Source organism: Thermopolyspora sp. NPDC052614 (assembly GCF_040678635.1).
Taxonomy (GTDB): domain Bacteria; phylum Actinomycetota; class Actinomycetes; order Streptosporangiales; family Streptosporangiaceae; genus Thermopolyspora.
This window is the reverse complement of sequence record NZ_JBFATZ010000001.1, coordinates 391,295-407,748: the sequence shown is the minus strand read 5'-3', so window position 1 is coordinate 407,748 and position 16,454 is coordinate 391,295. Positions and strand designations below refer to the sequence as shown.

At 69.7% G+C, this 16,454-nt stretch carries 11 protein-coding genes and 2 pseudogenes; 6 read left to right on the top strand and 7 right to left on the bottom strand.

Annotated elements, in window-relative coordinates; translation table 11 throughout:
- Together AB0K60_RS01685 and AB0K60_RS01680 are read left to right on the top strand one after the other, a co-directional pair.
- Positions 1–280 (top strand): annotated as a pseudogene (locus AB0K60_RS01685) (hypothetical protein); the annotation flags it as partial.
- On the top strand, positions 280–528 hold the full coding sequence (locus AB0K60_RS01680) for a hypothetical protein (RefSeq protein WP_364047412.1): 249 nt from the start codon (positions 280–282) through the stop codon (positions 526–528). The pseudogene AB0K60_RS01685 and the gene AB0K60_RS01680, both read left to right, overlap by 1 nt.
- A gap of 200 nt (positions 529–728) precedes the next feature.
- Here AB0K60_RS01680 and AB0K60_RS01675 read toward each other — a convergent pair whose 3' ends face one another.
- The 6 genes from AB0K60_RS01675 to AB0K60_RS01650 all read right to left on the bottom strand — a co-directional run bounded on the left by AB0K60_RS01675 (position 729) and on the right by AB0K60_RS01650 (position 10,347).
- Entirely contained in the window at positions 729–2,591 is a 1,863-nt protein-coding gene (locus AB0K60_RS01675) for a hypothetical protein (protein ID WP_364047410.1), read from the bottom strand.
- 240 nt (positions 2,592–2,831) lie between these two features.
- Positions 2,832–3,680: a protein phosphatase 2C domain-containing protein gene (locus tag AB0K60_RS01670; RefSeq protein WP_364047408.1), complete on the bottom strand. Its 849-nt coding sequence runs from the start codon at positions 3,678–3,680 to the stop codon at positions 2,832–2,834.
- Between the two features lie 3 nt (positions 3,681–3,683).
- On the bottom strand, positions 3,684–4,352 hold the full coding sequence (locus AB0K60_RS01665) for a VWA domain-containing protein (RefSeq protein ID WP_364047406.1): 669 nt from the start codon (positions 4,350–4,352) through the stop codon (positions 3,684–3,686).
- A gap of 196 nt (positions 4,353–4,548) precedes the next feature.
- Complete coding sequence (locus AB0K60_RS01660) at positions 4,549–5,502, bottom strand: hypothetical protein (protein ID WP_364047404.1); 954 nt, start codon at positions 5,500–5,502, stop codon at positions 4,549–4,551.
- Between the two features lie 28 nt (positions 5,503–5,530).
- Entirely contained in the window at positions 5,531–8,383 is a 2,853-nt protein-coding gene (locus AB0K60_RS01655; protein ID WP_364047402.1) for a hypothetical protein, read from the bottom strand.
- A gap of 74 nt (positions 8,384–8,457) precedes the next feature.
- Entirely contained in the window at positions 8,458–10,347 is a 1,890-nt protein-coding gene (locus tag AB0K60_RS01650; protein ID WP_364047400.1) for a hypothetical protein, read from the bottom strand.
- A 390-nt stretch (positions 10,348–10,737) separates the two neighbouring features.
- Between AB0K60_RS01650 and AB0K60_RS01645 the strand changes: the two genes are divergently transcribed.
- The gene (locus tag AB0K60_RS01645; protein ID WP_364047398.1) at positions 10,738–12,582 is read left to right on the top strand and encodes a glycoside hydrolase family 15 protein; all 1,845 of its coding nucleotides are present in this window, start codon (positions 10,738–10,740) and stop codon (positions 12,580–12,582) included.
- A gap of 392 nt (positions 12,583–12,974) precedes the next feature.
- Here AB0K60_RS01645 and AB0K60_RS01640 read toward each other — a convergent pair whose 3' ends face one another.
- Positions 12,975–13,412: an EVE domain-containing protein gene (locus tag AB0K60_RS01640; protein WP_364047396.1), complete on the bottom strand. Its 438-nt coding sequence runs from the start codon at positions 13,410–13,412 to the stop codon at positions 12,975–12,977.
- A gap of 498 nt (positions 13,413–13,910) precedes the next feature.
- Between AB0K60_RS01640 and AB0K60_RS01635 the strand changes: the two are divergent.
- From AB0K60_RS01635 to AB0K60_RS01625, 3 genes and pseudogenes are all read left to right on the top strand, one after another.
- A pseudogene (locus tag AB0K60_RS01635) lies at positions 13,911–14,542 on the top strand (transposase family protein).
- Between the two features lie 355 nt (positions 14,543–14,897).
- Positions 14,898–15,683 carry a TIGR04255 family protein gene (locus AB0K60_RS01630; RefSeq protein WP_364047394.1) on the top strand — a complete coding sequence of 262 codons (786 nt, stop codon included), beginning with the start codon at positions 14,898–14,900 and terminating at the stop codon, positions 15,681–15,683.
- Positions 15,664–16,314: a hypothetical protein gene (locus tag AB0K60_RS01625; protein WP_364047392.1), complete on the top strand. Its 651-nt coding sequence runs from the start codon at positions 15,664–15,666 to the stop codon at positions 16,312–16,314. Before AB0K60_RS01630 ends, AB0K60_RS01625 begins: the two co-directional genes overlap by 20 nt.
- Positions 16,315–16,454 lie beyond the last annotated feature (140 nt).

Here is a 16,454-nt window from a genome sequence, read left to right as displayed (position 1 = left end):
ACCGCACGCTGCACACCTGGCTCCGGCAGGCCGCCACCGTCGCCACCATCAACGACCTGCTCGACTGATGGAGTACCGCAGCGCCTTCGCCCGACGCTGCTACGCCGAAGGTGCAGCCAAAGGCCTGGCAGATGCGATCATCGAGGTGCTGGAGGTACGTGGCCTGACGGTGCCAGAGGAGGTTCGCGCACGCATCCTCTCCTGCCACGACCACCGCACGCTGCACACCTGGCTCCGGCAGGCCGCCACCGTCGCCACCATCAACGACCTGCTCGACTGATGGAGTACCGCAGCGCCTTCGCCCGACGCTACTACGCCGAGGGCTTTGCCACGGGGTTTGCCGAAGGCTTCGCCGAAGGCCTGGTCAAAGGCCTGACCGAAGCGATCATCGAGGTGCTGGAGGTACGTGGCCTGACAGTGCCTGAGGAGGTTAGCGAGCGCATTCTCTCCTGCCACGACCACCGCACGCTGCACACCTGGCTCCGGCGAGCTGTCACTGTCGCCACCATCAACGACCTGCTCGAGTGATCGTCTTCTGGTCATCCTCATCAAATCCGGGAGAACGGTCACGAGAGCGCTTGAGATTGTGAAGGGAGGCATGACCGCGGTTTCGGCTCGGGATTCCCGGCGATTCACCAGTCCCGGGAACGGCCGCGGGCGTTGGCGGAGGGCCTCGGGGAGCCGCCGCCGAGGCACGGCCTGTGCGCGGGGTCGGTGCCACCGCAGCGTCAGAGGAGGGCGTCTTCCAGTGCCTGGCGAAGGCGGAGCGTCGTCCTCGCGGCGGGGGCGGCGAGTGACTCCTCCGTCAGCCGCCGGACCAGCGGGGTGAACCAGGGCAGGCCGTCGGCCGGGACCGAACGCGCGTCGTAGCGGACTTCGGGGGACGCCAGGCGGGCGACCAGCAGCGCGATCCGGCGGCGGTCGCGTTCCACGGGGGTGCCCTCGACGTCCCAGTCCGGCTGGTGCAGAAGGAGCGGATTGGGGTCATCGACGGAGGTGACGCCGTCGATGTCGATGAGCTGGCCGCGGCCTCGGCCGTCCTGGACGCCGTACACGAAATTCTTCCAGCAGGTGTCGCCGTGGGCGAGGCCGAGGTCGTGCAGCAGCTCGTGGGCGCGGATGACGTCGAGCAGGAGTTGCCCGCGCTGGAGGGGGGTGACGACCTGGCAGCCGCTGTGCGCGGGGTCGTCGGCGTGCAGGTGGTCGCCGGTCTGGGCGCCGCCTCGGGTGAGCAGGAACGGCGGGGTGAGGGTGCGGTAGAGGACGCCGACGGCCCGGCCCTGATCGGCGACGATCGCGTGGGGCCACAGGGTGAGGCGGTCGAGCAGGGCGCGTTCGGCGAGGGAGAGGCCGTTGGCGCGGGACAGCAGCTCGCGGTAGGCGTCGAGGGGGCGGACGGGGTTGCGTTCGACCATCGCGCCCGGGGCGGTGAAGCGTTTGAAGACGACCTGCTCGTCCGAGCCGGGGACGGTCGCGTACAGGACGTGCTGGGTGCCTCGGCGCAGCGGCTTGCCCAGGGTGAGGGTGGACAGAAGCAGCGTGGGCAGCGGACGGGGCGGCGCGGTCGGCGGTTCGGTGAACGCTGCGCGGGGTGACGTGACCGGCCGGTCGGCTGGGGCCGTCGGGTGCTTCAGATGCTTCAGAGGTTTCGTCGGCCCGTGGGCCTGTACGGCGGGCTCGGGTGGCGACTCGGGAGGGACGGTGGGCCGCCTGAACGGTCTCGTGGGCCCGTCCGGCCGTGCGGCGTGCTCGTTCATCGTCCGTGCGGCTGGATCGTCCGGCTGTCCGGTCGGCTCGGGTGGCGGCATCGACGAATCCGGGTTCCCGGTGGTCTGGGGCCGCTTCCGGCCGGGCGGTGTCAGCGGCTGCGACGGCGCGGCCTGGCCGTCGGCGTTCCGGGCCTCGGCAGCGGGGCGGCGGGCGGGCCGTACGAGGGTCACGAGGATCCGGCGGAGGAGCGGAGACAGCGTGATCAGCAGGGCCGAGGCGGTCGTGGGCGGGGACACCTCCCCCACCACCTGCGAAGACAGAACGCCCGTCGCCCCGAGACGAACCGTGAGGTAGATGGCCAGGCCCGCCACGACCTGGTACGCCACCTGGGCGACCGCGCGGTCGAACGCCGCCTCGTCCCCCGCCCGGTCGAGCGCCCACCACAGGGCCAGCCCGCACAGCGCCATCGCCGCCGCGGCGCCGAGGAAGACCGCGTCGTGGTCGCCGAAGGGCAGCGCGGACGCGTTGACCTTCCAGTGCAGCACGGCGAACTGCGCCGCGATCCAGGTCAGGGCCAGAACCGTCCAGCCCGCCGCCCCGCGCAGCCGCGCCCGCCGCGCCTCCCCCCGGCGTTCGAGCATGTCGTCCCGCAGCTCGGTACGCTCCCGCTCGGTCAGCGGTACGGCACGCCGCCCCCGCAGTCGGCGTCGCGCCTCGATCGCGGCCCGCCGCTTCCGCCGCGCCTCCGCGAGGTTCCGCTCCACCCACCGGCGCGGCAGCTCGGCGACCAACTGCCCGGCGACGACGACGGCGATCAGCCACCAGCCGGGGCTCAGCCCCTCCAGGCCGGCCAGACCGGGCAGCGCCTGCACGGACGCCATCACCGGCTCCACGGCCCGTGCCGCCGGTCGCGACTCGCCACCGCCACCGGAGTTCCCGGCGGCGCGACACCCTGGCCGATCGGCGACAAGGGCGCGTCCCCCGCCCTCCACGCCCGGCTTTGCCTCCGCCAGGGAGCTTCCGGGAACGTTCCCGCTCTCGTGACGCAACCGCCATGCCACCCACGCGGCCTGGTCGCCGGGTTCCATGACCCGCCCCGGCCGCGGCGACGCGACGTTCCGTCAGGCATTTCTGATCTCGTAGTGCCCCAGCCATGCCACGGCCGCGGCGCGGTCGTCGTCGCGGTCGTCGCGGCGTACGCTCAGGGAGCGCAGGAAGTCCAGCGGGGTGGGCGGGGCGGCCCACATGTCGGCCAGGAACGGCGCGGCCCGTTCCTGCGCGCCGCCCGCGGCCAGGCCGTCGGTGGTGAGGGCGAGGACCTCGCCGTCCGCCATGATCAGGCTGCGGGACTCGAACAGGTGGCGGTGCCCCGGCAGGGCGGGGGTGCCCCGGCTGCGGTCCCGGGTGCCGAACAGCGGCTGCAGTTCGCCGGGACGTACGAGCCAGGCGTCGGAGTCGCCGACGCGCCCGACGGCGACCCGGACGATCCCGCCGGGGGGCACGACCGCCGGGACCGCCGCCAGCGTCACCGTGGTCCGGTAGGCGGGGTGCAGCGAGCCACCCTGCGAGCCCTGCCGGTGCAGGGACGCGTCCAGATCCCCGAAGGCGAGCTGGATGAGCGTCTCCAGGTCGCGGCTCCGGTCCTCGTCCCAGTGCGCCCGGAACGCCTGGATGGCGAGCGCGGTCGCGGCGCGGGCGGCGCGTCCCGCGCGGGCCTCCACGCCGACGCCGTCGGCGACGGCCAGCAGGCAGACCGTCTGCCCGGGGTCGGCCCACACGGTCACCGAGTCGTTGCAGTTGTCGCGGGGGCGGCGGCGTTCGGCGGCCACCCAGCCCGCCCGGACGGTGACGTTGCCGGCCTGCCCGCCGTCGTAGCCCATGAGCGGCGGGATCGGAATCGTGTCGCCCTGGTAGAGGCCGGGCTCCTGCAGGGGGCGGCTCATGATGTCGATCGAGGGAATGTCGGTCATGTCTCAGATCTCGCTGAAGGGCAGTACTCGGCTTCCGGGCGGAGGCACGGTGAGCGGCTCGCCGTACGCGACGCTGGAGGTGACCGAGCCGAAGATCAGCTCGGCGAAACGCTCGATGGCCTGGGCGGGCGTGTCGTTCTGCCCGGCCAGGTACGCCGCCGTGGGGTCGGAGGCGATCGACGCCAGCGCCTGCGCGTCGACCTTGCCGAAGCCGAACGGGATGAGCCGCACCCGGCCGACCGGCCCCGCCGCCTCCAGCAGCGCCTTGTGCTCGGCCCGCCAGCCTTTCGCGGTGTCGCGGCCGGCGTTGGTATGGCCGTCGGTGAGCATGAAGACCATGGGGGGCTGCGGCGCGTCCAGGCCGGGCAGGTCGGTCCTGATCGCCCGCGCGGTCGTCTCGAAGGCGGCGGCGAACGAGGTGCCGCCGCTCGCCCGCAGCGTGGGCGGCACGGTCGACGAGGTCAGCCGGGTCAGCGGCAGCTCCACCTCCGCCTCCTCGGAGAAGGAGATCACGCCGAGCCTGGCCCGCTTCTGCACGGTCGGGTCACGCGACAGCTCGTCGATCAGCTCGGCGATGACGGCGTTCACCGCCTCAATCGCGGTGACGTCCCCAACCGAGGCCGCCATCGACGCCGAGCGATCGGCCAGCACATAGATGGGAAACACGCTCATCACAATCCCCCAGCCCGGTACGCCACAGCATCTCGCAGGAACGGCCCCGCCGCCCTGCCAGGCACCCGCCCAACGCCAACCTCCACAACACCCCCCGCACCGGGCAACGCCGTCCCGCGCGGCGTACCCCCGCCTCTACGACGGGGCAGCCGCATCATGCGCAGCGCCCTACCGGGCACCCGCCGAACCTCGACCCTCACGACACACCCCCCGCGCCGAACAACACCGCGCCGCGCCATGTGCGGTCGCCTCTGCGGCGGGGTAGCCGGACCACCTGCAGCACCTTGCCGGGCACCGGGTGGCCGTCGAGTACGGCGCTGCGCTGCATGTCGACGATTTCGGCGAAGGCGTCGTCGCGGCGGAGGAGGTCGGCGTCGACGTTTTCGCCCAGGGCCTTGAGCGCGGCGTCGGCGTGTGCGCGGGCGGCGTCGATCAGGGATGTCCACACGCTGCCCGGTTCGGCCTCGGGCACGTGCAGGGACGCGATGGCCTCGTGCGCGTTCACCACCCATTCGCCCTGGTCGTGGCCTGGGTGGCCGAGTTCGTCGATTCTGGCCAGCAGGCGCAGGCGGGCGGCCCATCCGGGCGATCGGTCGGTACGGCCCTGGCCCACCTCGATCACCTCCGCCAGCGTTCCCGCCAGCGCGGCGGCGGCCGGGAGGAGGCGTTCCAGGGCGTCCTGCGGGGGCAGGCCGGGGGGCGGGGGGATCATGCGCAGCCCGGGGACCGGGGTGCCGCCGACGAGCAGCGACGGGACGTCGAACTCCAGGGGGCCCGCTGTCTCGGGCGAGGGCTCTTGCTGGATCGAGCCCGCCCGGATCCATTCGGCGAGGAGCCGGGAGGCTGTGCGGCGGGATCGGGGGGCGGCGACGGCGAGGGCGCCGATCAGCCGGGGCAGTGCGCCGTCGCGGCGGGCGCGGAAGTCCTTTGGGTGCACCGGACGTCCCAGGATCACGGTCAGGTCGGCCGCGAGCTGGCCGATCAGCTCGTCCGATGGGGTCTGCGCCGTCTGCGCCGCGTGGCTTGCGGTGGTCTGCATGCCGATGTCCTCAAAGGTCTCCGCGGCGGCCTGGCCGCCGATGCCCGCGCCGGTCTGCCCGGCCTCTCCGGTCCGCCCGGTTTGCTCGGTCCGCCCGTCCGTTCGCCTCATGGTCCGCCCCGCCGTTCGCGCGGTGGTCTCAGTGAACTCCACTGAACGGGTCCTTCGTCTTGTCGTAGCGGGTGCCGGAGCTGAGCCGCTGCGTGAAGACGCTGCCCACCGGCGCCTCCAGCAGGTCCATGTGGTCCCGGACCGTGAGGCGCTCGGGACGGCGGTCGTGCAGGCGCAGACCGCCCTGGGCGTCGATGGACAGCCACCGGGCGGTCGCGGGGACGTCGAGCAGCAGGTCGAAGTCCGGGCCCTGCTCGTCCTTGGGGTGACGCCAGTAGAGCCGGCGGGCCGCGACCGGCTCGACGAGCCCGGTGGGCGGGATCGGCGTGCCCGCCTGCAGAATCGGCGTGGCGGCCTGGACGCCGATGCCGGGCTGGTAGACGTCGGCGTACAGGGAGAAGGCGAGCACGGGGGCGTTCAGGTCGGGGTCCTCGCGTACCAGGCCGGGGAGGTTCGCGGGCAGCTCCCGCGTCGGCCCCTCCAGCCTCCAGCCGGGCGTGCCCTTGCACAGCAGCAGGGTGACGCGCTCGTCCTCGTCGATCTCGAACCGGATGTGCACGCCCGCCTCCCGCAGCGCGGCGGCCTGCTCGCGGCTGACCCGGGTCGAGGCGGCCCACTGGGTCTCGGGGTCGGAGTCGGCCTGCCGGCCGCCCAGGAGCGACACGTCGTACCGGTGAATCTCAATCTTCGCCGACAGCGGGAAGGGGGCGCTTTCGGCGTACGCGTGGCCGGTGCCGTCGGGGTCGAGCCGCAGCCCGCGCCGGAACACCGGCTCGCCGCGGACGGTCTTGGTGTCGTGCCGGAAGTGGAAGTCGGCCGCGAGGTTGATGCGCAGGTTGGAGGCGTCGACGTCGAAGTACGACCGGCCGAGGAGAAGCTGCTCGCGCACGAGCTCGTCGTCGGGGGAGACGGCGAAGTCGGCGACGGCGTTGAGGTACATGCCGCCGAGCGCGGTGCCGGTCTTGCAGTAGGCGGGGTCGAACACCACCTCGAACGTGGCGTCCAGCCCCTCCTCCTCGAACCTGGCCCGCAGCGACTCCTCGATCCGGCGGCGCAGGTAGCCCGACTGCAGCGAGCCGCCGGAGAACAGCACGTGGTCCACGGACTGCCGGGTCACGGCGGAGCCGTCGGACGCCCTGCGCGGGTTCACCGTCTGCAGACCGCCGTGCGCGATGCCCGCCGCGAGCGCGGCGATCTGGTGGACGGAGCCGTCCATGATCTTGGCCAGCTCGCCCCCGGTGATGACGGTCTCGGCGTGCTGCCCGCCCAGCGCCTGCGACGGGATGAGCACCTCGGGCCGCCGTCCGCCGCCGGTCCCCGGCCCGTCGTCGGCGGCGACGCGGACCAGGACGTCCCTGGGCTCCTCCTTGCGCAGGCCCACGTGCTTGACCTCCTCGGCCGCCCGCCACAGGGTGTCGAACGCGGCCCGGCGGATCTGCTCCTCCTGGCCGTCGAGGCCCTCGAACTTGGTGGCCGAGTCCGGTACGCCCAGCTTCCGCTTGAGCTCCAGGAAGATGTTGAGGGTGAGCAGGTCGCCGCCCAGGTGCATGCGCCCGCCGGAGGCGAGCACCTCCGGCAGCAGGCGGTAGAAGCGGCCGGGGGCGTCGCCGAGCTCGGGCGGGGTGGCGTCCACGACGGCGGCCTTCACCAGGGCGCAGTCGGTGGTGCCGCCGCCGACGTCGATGACGAGCAGGTTCTCGTGCCACTGCAGGGCCTTGGACCACAGCTCGGGGTCCTCCCAGGCGCGCGGGCCCTCCGGGCAGCGGGCGTGCAGCTTGAACGCCTCCACGCCGAGCCGGGTGTCGGCGCCGAACCTGCGCAGCAGGAAGAATCCGGCGGCGGCGGCCGACTCGTCGACCGTCATCTCCACCTGGGGGGCGAGTTTGCGTACCGCCTTGAGGAGCTCCTCGCGGCGGTCGGGGGGCAGCTTGGTCGGGTAGGTGATGTTGACGCGGCTGATGCGCTCCCCAGGGCCGAGGCCGAGCTCCTTGCGGACGAGCTCGATGAATCGCTCGTACATGCGGCTGAACACTTCTTTGCCCGACATGCCGGATCCGGGGATCTCGTCGTCGAGCTGCACCAGGTGGCGTTTGACTCCGCGCAGCCGTACCTGCTGGTCGCCGACGCTCTCGTCGGCGAACTCGACTCTGCCGCCGCTGATCGTCAGGTCGCTGCTGCGGATCCGGGTCGCCTGCAGGTGGTTCACCTCCAGCGGCGGGACGTTCAGCACCTCGCGCCAGGCCAGCGCGGTGTCCTCCGGGCGGCGGGCCGTACGGCGGTCGAGTTCGAGACCCGGGTCGGCGTCGGGGTCGAGCTTGACGCGGGTGAGGGCGACGGCCTGGGCGAGGCCCTCGGCCGGGAGCCTGCCGCGGTCGAGGAAGACGGCGCGGTTGTTGGCGATGGCGCACACCGCCCGGCTGGTGCCGAAGTCGAACGTCGCGGAGATGAGATCGCGCTCGTCCGCGTCGCCCGGGGACGTCGCGGACGTTGTCATGGTCCCGGTCACGGTCCCGGTCGTCGTCCCGGTCATGGGCTCGGTCATGGTGGTGTCCTTGATCTGCGACGGCTGGAGTCGGAAGGCGCTGCGCGCCAGCGGGGGCGGTACCGACACCGCGGGCTGGGGGCGGCGGAAGTACACCACCACGGTCGGTTGGACGAGGTCCTGCGACCACGGGGTGAGCGCGAGGTCGAGGGCCGCGGCCGAGCCGTCCCTGGGCGGGTTGACCGGGGTGGTGGCGACGGCGCGGGCGGCGTCGAGCAGGTCGATCCGTTCGATCAGCCCCGGGACCGTCCCCGCGGCGAGGCGAAGACGGCCGGGGAACAGTTCCAGGCCGGGGCGGTCGTCGCCGGGCTTGGCGGTGGGCACTGCGCCGGTGGGCATCGCGTTGGTGGGTACTGCGTCATCGGGCATCGCGTTGGTGGGCACTGCGTCGTTGGGCACTGTGGGCACGGGCGTCAGTCGCGGTCGGCTCTCGCGCCGGCGAGCTTGAGCAGGTCAGAGCGGATGTCGTCCAGGAGCCCGGCCATCTCCGAGTCGTCGGCCTCGGTCTTGAAGTCCTTGAAGTGCTCGATGAGGTCGTTGCGCGCCCGTACGGCGGTGTCCTCGAACAGCGCGAGCAGCAGGCGTTCCAGCAGCTTGGCCAGCTCGTCCCGGATCCTGGCCACCTTGCGGAAGGTGAGCCACCCGGTGGACATGGCCTCGTCGAAGTCGAGCACGAGCCGCCTCAGGAGCTGCCGGGCCAGCCTGTCGAACTGCTCCACCGCCGGCCCGGCCGCCGCCGGGAGCTCCTCGTCCGGCCGCCACACGGGCTCGCCGAGGCCCGGCCGCACGTACTCGCCGTACCAGTCGGACAGCGCCTCGTCGAGCTGATCCTTGGTCTCCTCGGCGGCCTCGCCGGCCAACTCGGCGAAGCTCACCGTCTCCAGGATCGCCCCGACCTCCTCGGCCGGGCCGAGCCACTGGTCCTGCCGGGGCTGGAACGTCTGGCGCACCGAGCGCCACGCCGCCGCGCCGTACACCTGGTCGACGGAGATCTGGGCGGCGATCTCGCGCAGCGCGGCGATCGGCGCGGGATCGTCGGTCGCCCGCTCCCGCTGCTTGGCGGCGAGCGCCTCCAGCTCACCGGGGTCGGGCAGCTCGCGCAGCGCCTGGTCGACCAGCTCAAGCCCGAGGTCGAGCAGCCGGTCGAGCTCCTCCTCGTCCAGACGGCCGGGGTCGTCGTTGGCGAGCTCGGCGATGACGCGCTGCAGGCGGGCCACCCCGCCGTCGTCGAGCGCCGCGAACACCGCCTCCCGGAACGGCCCGGCCTCCCCGCCCTGCCGCTGCGCCTCGCGCCACTTGTCCCGCTTGAGCTCGGCGGAGTGCCAGACGCCGACGTTCGCGGGGTCGAACCGGGCCCAGGACTCCTGGTCGCCCGCCGCCCACGGGCCGCTGATCGCGACGAGGCGGGCCGGGCGTCCGCTCGTGCCGAGGTCGCGCAGGACGCTGGCGATCACGCCCTCGTGCGTCTCCAGCTCGTTGGCATTGAGCGGGTTGTCGATGTGGTCGAGCTTGGTGGCCACCAGCACCGGGTACGCGCCCGGCGGGACCTCGGGCACCGCGAGCCTGCCGCCGCTGGCGACGGAGACGGCAAGCAGGGCGATGTGCGCGCGGTCCTGCATCTCCGCGATGATGACGTCCTCAAGCGCGCTGCCCTGCCGCCGGCCGGGAGTGTCGACCACGACGACGGTGCGATTGCCGGCCCAGCGCAGGTTCCACACCTCCGGCGGGACCGGCAGCTCGACGATCACGCGGGCGACCAGCTCGGTCCCGGTGCCCGGGTCGTCGAAGGCGAGCGCGCCGCCCTTGGCCCGGTAGTCGTCGAGCGTGTACGGCGTGCCGTACCCGAACATCCGGCCCGCCTCGATCATCGCGACCACGTGCCGCTGGTTCGGATGGCTGAGCGAGGCCAGTTCCGCCAGCGTACGGGGGTCGTCCTGGGGAAGGCCGAGCAGGGCGCGGGCCCGGCGGCGGGCCCCCTCCTCGGTCAGCGTGAGCACCCGGACCGCGGGCGGCTCGCCGGAGCCCGTCCCCTGCACAAGCCGCATCTCGGTGGCGGCCACGGTCACCGCGCCCGGCCCGACGCGCAGCGCGTCCGAGCCGAGCAGCAGGCGCAGCATCGTGGACTTCATCGAGGCGGCCTGCCCGAGCGCGACGATGCGTACCTCGCCCGCGCGCACCCGGACCATCTGCTCCAAGACGTCTCGCAACCGGGCCACGTTGTCCTGGAGCACCGGCGTCTGGCCGCTGAAGTCGAATCTCTCCAGGTCCCGGACCACCCGGGCGATCGGATCGCGTTTCTTCACGCGCCCCACACGGCACCTCGTTTCCCGCGCGCGCAAAGCGCGCAAGCCCACCCCAAACGTGTCATCCTCGCTGCGCGGGCGCTTCACTCACCCAAGGTCGCACCCAACTTCAACCTAATGAATTCAGCAGGAAACGCGCGGCGATCAACCAAGAAGTGTCACGGATTTACGCGAACGCCGTCAGCCGCGCCGAGACACCACCGCCGACCGAGCCCGCCCGCCGCGCTCCGACGACGACAACAGTCGGCGTCCTCGCCGGTAGTCCGCCCAATAACCGCCCGACGGCTCCCGCCGCCCGTCGGAGCGAGGCGCGACGCGGCCTTGACCGCGGGATGACCTCCCCCTGTCCACCCCCTCCTACGTTGAGAGGTGTCGGGAAAAGAGGACACCATGACCATCGAGGACGCCGTCCCGGGCGGCGCGCCCACACGCGCCTCCCGCTATCTGCCGATCTCCGAGCACGGGCTCATCGGCGACCTGCGCACCGCCGCGCTGGTCGGCACGGACGGCACGATCGACTGGTACTGCTGTCCCCGCTTCGACTCCCCCAGCGTGTTCGCCGCGATCCTCGACGCCGACCGGGGCGGCGCGTTCGAGCTCGCCGCCGACGTGCCCTCGCGTACCAAACAGTTCTACTTCCCCGACACCAATGTGCTGATCACCCGGTTCTTCTCCGAGCAGGGCGTCGGCGAGATCCAGGACTTCATGCCGATCCCCGACGACCCCCGGGAGTCCGCCCGGCACCGGCTGATCCGGCGCGTCATCTGCGTGCGCGGCACGCTGCCGTTCCTGGCCCGCGTCGCGCCACGCTTCGACTACGCCAGGCAGCCGCACGTGCTGCGCCAGGAGGGCGATCGCGTCTTCTTCGAGTCCCCTTCGCTCGCCCTGACGCTCACCACCAGCGTGCCGGTCGAACGCGACGGCGGCGACGTACGGGCGCGATTCAAGCTGCAGGAGGGCGAGTCCGCCGTCTTCGCCCTCGACCGCGTCGGCGACGAGGTCCCGCCGCGCGCGTGCCCGCTCGCCGAGGCCGAGCGCGAGTTCACCTCCACCGTCCGCTTCTGGCGGCACTGGCTGTCCCGCTCGCGTTACCGGGGACGCTGGCGCGAGATGGTCCACCGCTCCGCGCTGACGCTGAAGCTGCTCACCTACGCGCCGACCGGCGGCCCGGTGGCCGCGCCGACCACCAGCCTGCCCGAGCTCGTCGGCGGGGGCCGCAACTGGGACTACCGCTACGTGTGGGTCCGCGACGCCGCCTTCACCGTGTACGCGCTGCTGCGGCTCGGCTTCACCGAGGAGGCCGCCGAGTTCATGGGCTTCCTCGCCCGCCACGTCAGCCGCCCCGCGGGCACCGCGTCCGACCCACTGCAGATCATGTACGGCATCGACGGCCGCTGCGAACTCCCCGAAACCGAACTAGGCCACCTGGAGGGCTACCAGAGCTCGGCCCCCGTACGCACCGGCAACGCCGCCGCCGGCCAGCTCCAGCTCGACATCTACGGCGCCCTCATCGACTCCATCTACCTCTACGACAAATGGGGCGAGCCAATCTCCAGCGACCGCTGGGACGAGGTGTGCGCCCTGGTCGACTGGGTCTGCGCCAACTGGGACCGCCCCGACGAGGGCATCTGGGAGACCCGGGGCTGCCGCAAGCACTTCGTCTACTCCCGCCTGATGTGCTGGGTCGCCATCGAACGCGCCATCCGCATGGCCAACCGCCGCGGCCTCCCCGCCGACCTCCGCCACTGGCGCGTCACCCGCGACGCCATCTACCGCCAGATCATGGCCCGCGGCTGGTCCCCCGCCATGAACGCCTTCGTCCAGCACTTCGACGCCGACGTCCTCGACGCCTCCCTGCTCATGATGCCCCTGGCCAAGTTCGTCTCCCCCACCGACCCCAAGTGGCTCTCCACCCTCGACGCCCTGGCCCGCCACCTCGTCTCCGACTCCCTGGTCTACCGCTACGACACCGACGCCAGCCCCGACGGCCTCCGCGGCGCCGAAGGCACCTTCTCCATCTGCTCCTTCTGGTACGTCGAGGCCCTCACCCGAGCCGGCCGCCTCGACGACGCCCGCCTCGCCTTCGAAAAGATGCTCACCTACGCCAACCACCTCGGCCTCTACGCCGAAGAAATCGGCCACACCGGCGAACAACTCGGCAACTTCCCCCAGGCCTTCACCCACCTCTCCCTCATCAGCGCCGCCTTCAACCTCGACCGCGCCCTCGACCACTAAGCCCAACCGGATGGGCTGCCCACAGAGCGGCGTGGTAGCCGACAAAGTCCTTCCCACCGCCGGCCACGCCCACTTCGCCCCCCACTACGGCTTCGGCCCGAGTGTGTGCGGTCGAAACTCACGAACAACGCTGCATCGCAACACGACCGCGGTCACGCCCGACGAGCAAGCGCGGTCAGCTCCCACAAACAGAACCAGAAGGCGGACGAGTCGGCCCGTAGGCCGGGTTCCATTGCGGGACGTCCGTCACCTGCAGCAGTCGGGGTAACCCGGGGCTCAGCCTCGGCGAACGCTGTCGCCCTTTGCCGTTGTCTTCCTGGCTTGCCGACGCCATGTGCCCTTCGATGCGTCCTCGTCGCTAACAGCGCCGAGGACACCTTCAATCGTGAAGGTCATAGGTACGACATCAAGGCGCTCCAGTGAGCTTCCGAGAGAGGATGCGGATTCGATGCGCCAGGTACCTTCCGGAACGCCATCCCCTCGAACCTCATGTCGTCACGGAGTGTCTTGAACGGGATCTCGCAATCGTGCCAACTATCAACCATCAGCGGGACGAACCAAGCTCTCTCAGGTTCCTCCGCCCAGTACTCCGCCGACGGGGCGTCCTTGAACTCAGCTTCTCCCGTAATGTGTCCCACAGCAGTGATGCCACCACGGCCTGAACGCCATAGCGCGAACTTATCTCCCTCGCGCACCTCTCGCCGGAATCGGCGGATGCGCCAGTCCCGCAGTTCACCGCCGCTCCGCCTCAACTCGTCGAGGTGGAAAGTACGGGGGTTCCAGGTCAGCAGCCAGTAGCGCACTGTTTCCCCTCGATGCTGGGTGATCATCGAAATGCTCTGCCGATAGCATGCACCAATCTACATAGGCGCGCCATGCAGATTTCTGGCTTCGTGTGGCACGCAGCGCCGACGGTGGCCGGGCGCAACTCGATGTGCCGCCCCAGATCATCGCGGTCGGCGCAGGCCAGACGGGGACCGAGCTGCTCCAGGCTGGGTCTTGGACGGCGCCGCACAATCGGCTTTCAAGGTCTGATCGATCAAATGGGCGATGCTGTGGCGGGCCGGGGCGCTGCGCGGCACGCAATCTCTGAGGTCTCCAGATGGCTGGGGCACGAGTCCATCACGACGACCGTTGACCTTTACAGCCACCTCGTGCCGGCGGCGACCCAGCGGGCACGTATGGCGATGGATGGGGCGTTTTTCACTGAGGCTTATCCAACTTGATCGCGCAGGTCAGGGCGGACACGCGGGAGTCGAGTTGAGATGACAGAGGGCTCCCGGTAAGACAGCAATCGACCAAGATCAACGCCTCAACCAGGAGCCCTGGTGCTGTCTTACCGTGCCGCGATCCCCCTGTCCAACCGCCCTTTGACCCGCCTGGCCGAACCGCTGCGCGCCGGCCGCGCCGAACGCCGCAGCCGGTGGCGCCGCCCGGACGCGGGCCGGCAGGCACTGCCGGTCCTGGCCCACCTGCGCAACGGCGACACCTACACTCGCCTGGCCGCCGGGTTCGCCATCGGCACCACCACCGCCTGGCGCTACGTACACGAAGCCGTCGAACCGCTCGCGGCACTCGCCGACGAGCGCAAGACGGCGATCACCAAAGCCTCCCGCCCGCCCTACGTGATCGTCGACGGCACGCTCATCCCAATCGACCGCCTGGCCGACGACAAGCCCTTCAGGGATACTCGCCTACGCCGATAAGGGCCATCAAGGGGGCCGGTGGCATGATCCGCACGCCGTTCAGGTGGCATCGGCACCGCCCGTACCTGTCGCACAACCAGAAGATCGTCGATCAGGCGCACGCTCGTATCCGAGCGGTCGGCGAACGTGCGGTCGCAACCTCGAAAACCTGGAAGGTGCCGGCCAAGCTGCGCTGCTGCCCTCGTCGCGCCACCGCGCTGGTTCAGGCCATCTTCGTCCTGCAGACCATTGCGGAAAACCGCTACGCCGGATGAAATCATTGAATCGCGGGCTGTTCCCGACGTCAGCGGTGAGGGGCCTCGCCCGGGAGATGATCGGTGGGAGGGCGGACGAGTCGGCCTGTGGGACGTTCAAATCCCACCTCCGACAGCTCGCCCGGGGGACGGATGATGGTCAAGCCGTCTCCGTCGCCCCCACTGCTCCATCCTTAGGCCGTTTCCCGCGCCACCTCGTTAGGTCTTTCTGTGCCATTTGTCGCATTTTGCCAACGAATAGGTGGACGCGTTGTCCGGTCACGACGCACAACTTGCGGCTAACCCTACGCAACCAGGGGCGACTCTGCCATAGACTGTCAGGGAAGCCCTGAACTCGACACCAAGGATTATGCTCATGACCGGCCGATCGATTGACTTGCCCAATAAGCCGCTTGTTGAGGCCATCCTCGAGATTCGATGGGCTCTCGACCAAAACAAGGATCCCGCCCATCCTCTATACGCCGGAGTCCTCGCAGGTCGACTTTCGGAGGCATTTCCATATCAAGAAAACCTTCCCGCCGCACAGATTCCTGATGAGATTACGCCGCATATTGTGAAGTTCCGGTTCCGGGCCGCCCCGGATTCTTGGCCCCTAATTCAAGCCGGACCAGGGATTGCGACGCTGAATTTGGTCGGATCTTATCAGTGGGAAGCATTCCGGAGCCTAGCCAACTATCTGTGGGATAAACTCCACGACTCCTACGCCCCCTTCAATTCGGGAAATCCTCCTCGCATCACGCAACTTCAACTGCGTTACATCAATGCAGTCCCCATCTCAGGGCTCGACTTGCCGACATTCCTCAAGGATAAGTTGCATGTCTCGTTCGCGGTTCCTGCCGAGATCGCCAGCAAGCACACCAATGGACCCGCCAGTGAAGTCTTGCTGAATGTCGCATACCCTCTGAATTTCGAGGGCACGACGGGCCTCATACAGTTGCAGTCCGGCAAACAAAATGATGTGGACTCCATCGTCTTCAACCTCATCGCAATCACCAACCTTTCCAGCCCTGCCACCTTCGACAAGTTCGCAACCTGGATTGAATATGTGCACGGCGTTCTTGAAGAATGGTTCTTCACTCTGATCGACGGCGAACTTCTTACCGAGTTCAGGGGGGAAGCAATTGCGAACGAGCATAGCTAGCGGCAGTTCCTCCGGAATCACTCCTCATATCCCCCTCCTCGACATTCAGGAGAACGTGGCAAGCGCCGAAGGGGGCGAGTACGAAAACTGCAACAACTTTTTGAGTCGCCTCGCAGGCGCTATTCCCGCTTCCCTGGCCTCAGTTCTGATAGGCGTGGCTCCAACTCCCACCCATCAGATCGAACTACCTAAGCCGGTAATCAATTCGGCATATGGCTCAATATCGCCTACAGATAACTGGGAACGCACCAAATACACACCCGGAAGCGATCTGGTTGAGACGCTTCAAGAGCTACTCGATCGGCTGGACGAGATAGGCGGCCTCGCTGCGGGCTGGATGAACGGTGCCGGCGAACCAGTGGCTAAGCCACCCTCCGATTTCATCCGGAAGGGCGCCGCGCGACTGGCCTCCCTCGGGCAGCCACGCGTGCGCATCTACCCAACCGAGGAAGGGGGGTTGCAGCTTGAAAGAGACGTGCCAGGCAGGAGCATCAGTGTGGAGATCTCGGAAGACCTCTCGGCTTTCGCGATCTCATATGATGTCACAACTGGGGCGTCCACAGAAGTAGATCTCCCTCAAATATCCCTCGAAGAACTCATTCAACTATTGCGTGGCAAATTTGGTGAGTGAATCCCCCACATCAGACCTACACGACGACGAGTTCGTCCTAGACAACCCTGACGAGATGCTCTGGCGTCAAATTCACCCCTCATGGCTAGATAACGGCGTTCCGTCGAGCCTCGGATTTCGGCCAGGATCAAGCGATGAAG

What these genes read in the sequence shown, in the direction of transcription:
- AB0K60_RS01630 (WP_364047394.1), top strand. Translation starts at nt 14,898, where the DNA reads ATGACCGGCCGATCGATTGACTTGCCCAATAAGCCGCTTGTTGAGGCC.
- AB0K60_RS01675 (WP_364047410.1), bottom strand. Translation starts at nt 2,591, where the DNA reads ATGGCGTCCGTGCAGGCGCTGCCCGGTCTGGCCGGCCTGGAGGGGCTG.
- AB0K60_RS01680 (WP_364047412.1), top strand. Translation starts at nt 280, where the DNA reads ATGGAGTACCGCAGCGCCTTCGCCCGACGCTACTACGCCGAGGGCTTT.
- AB0K60_RS01645 (WP_364047398.1), top strand. Translation starts at nt 10,738, where the DNA reads ATGACCATCGAGGACGCCGTCCCGGGCGGCGCGCCCACACGCGCCTCC.
- AB0K60_RS01640 (WP_364047396.1), bottom strand. Translation starts at nt 13,412, where the DNA reads ATGATCACCCAGCATCGAGGGGAAACAGTGCGCTACTGGCTGCTGACC.
- AB0K60_RS01665 (WP_364047406.1), bottom strand. Translation starts at nt 4,352, where the DNA reads ATGAGCGTGTTTCCCATCTATGTGCTGGCCGATCGCTCGGCGTCGATG.
- AB0K60_RS01655 (WP_364047402.1), bottom strand. Translation starts at nt 8,383, where the DNA reads ATGCCCACCGGCGCAGTGCCCACCGCCAAGCCCGGCGACGACCGCCCC.
- AB0K60_RS01660 (WP_364047404.1), bottom strand. Translation starts at nt 5,502, where the DNA reads ATGAGGCGAACGGACGGGCGGACCGAGCAAACCGGGCGGACCGGAGAG.
- AB0K60_RS01670 (WP_364047408.1), bottom strand. Translation starts at nt 3,680, where the DNA reads ATGACCGACATTCCCTCGATCGACATCATGAGCCGCCCCCTGCAGGAG.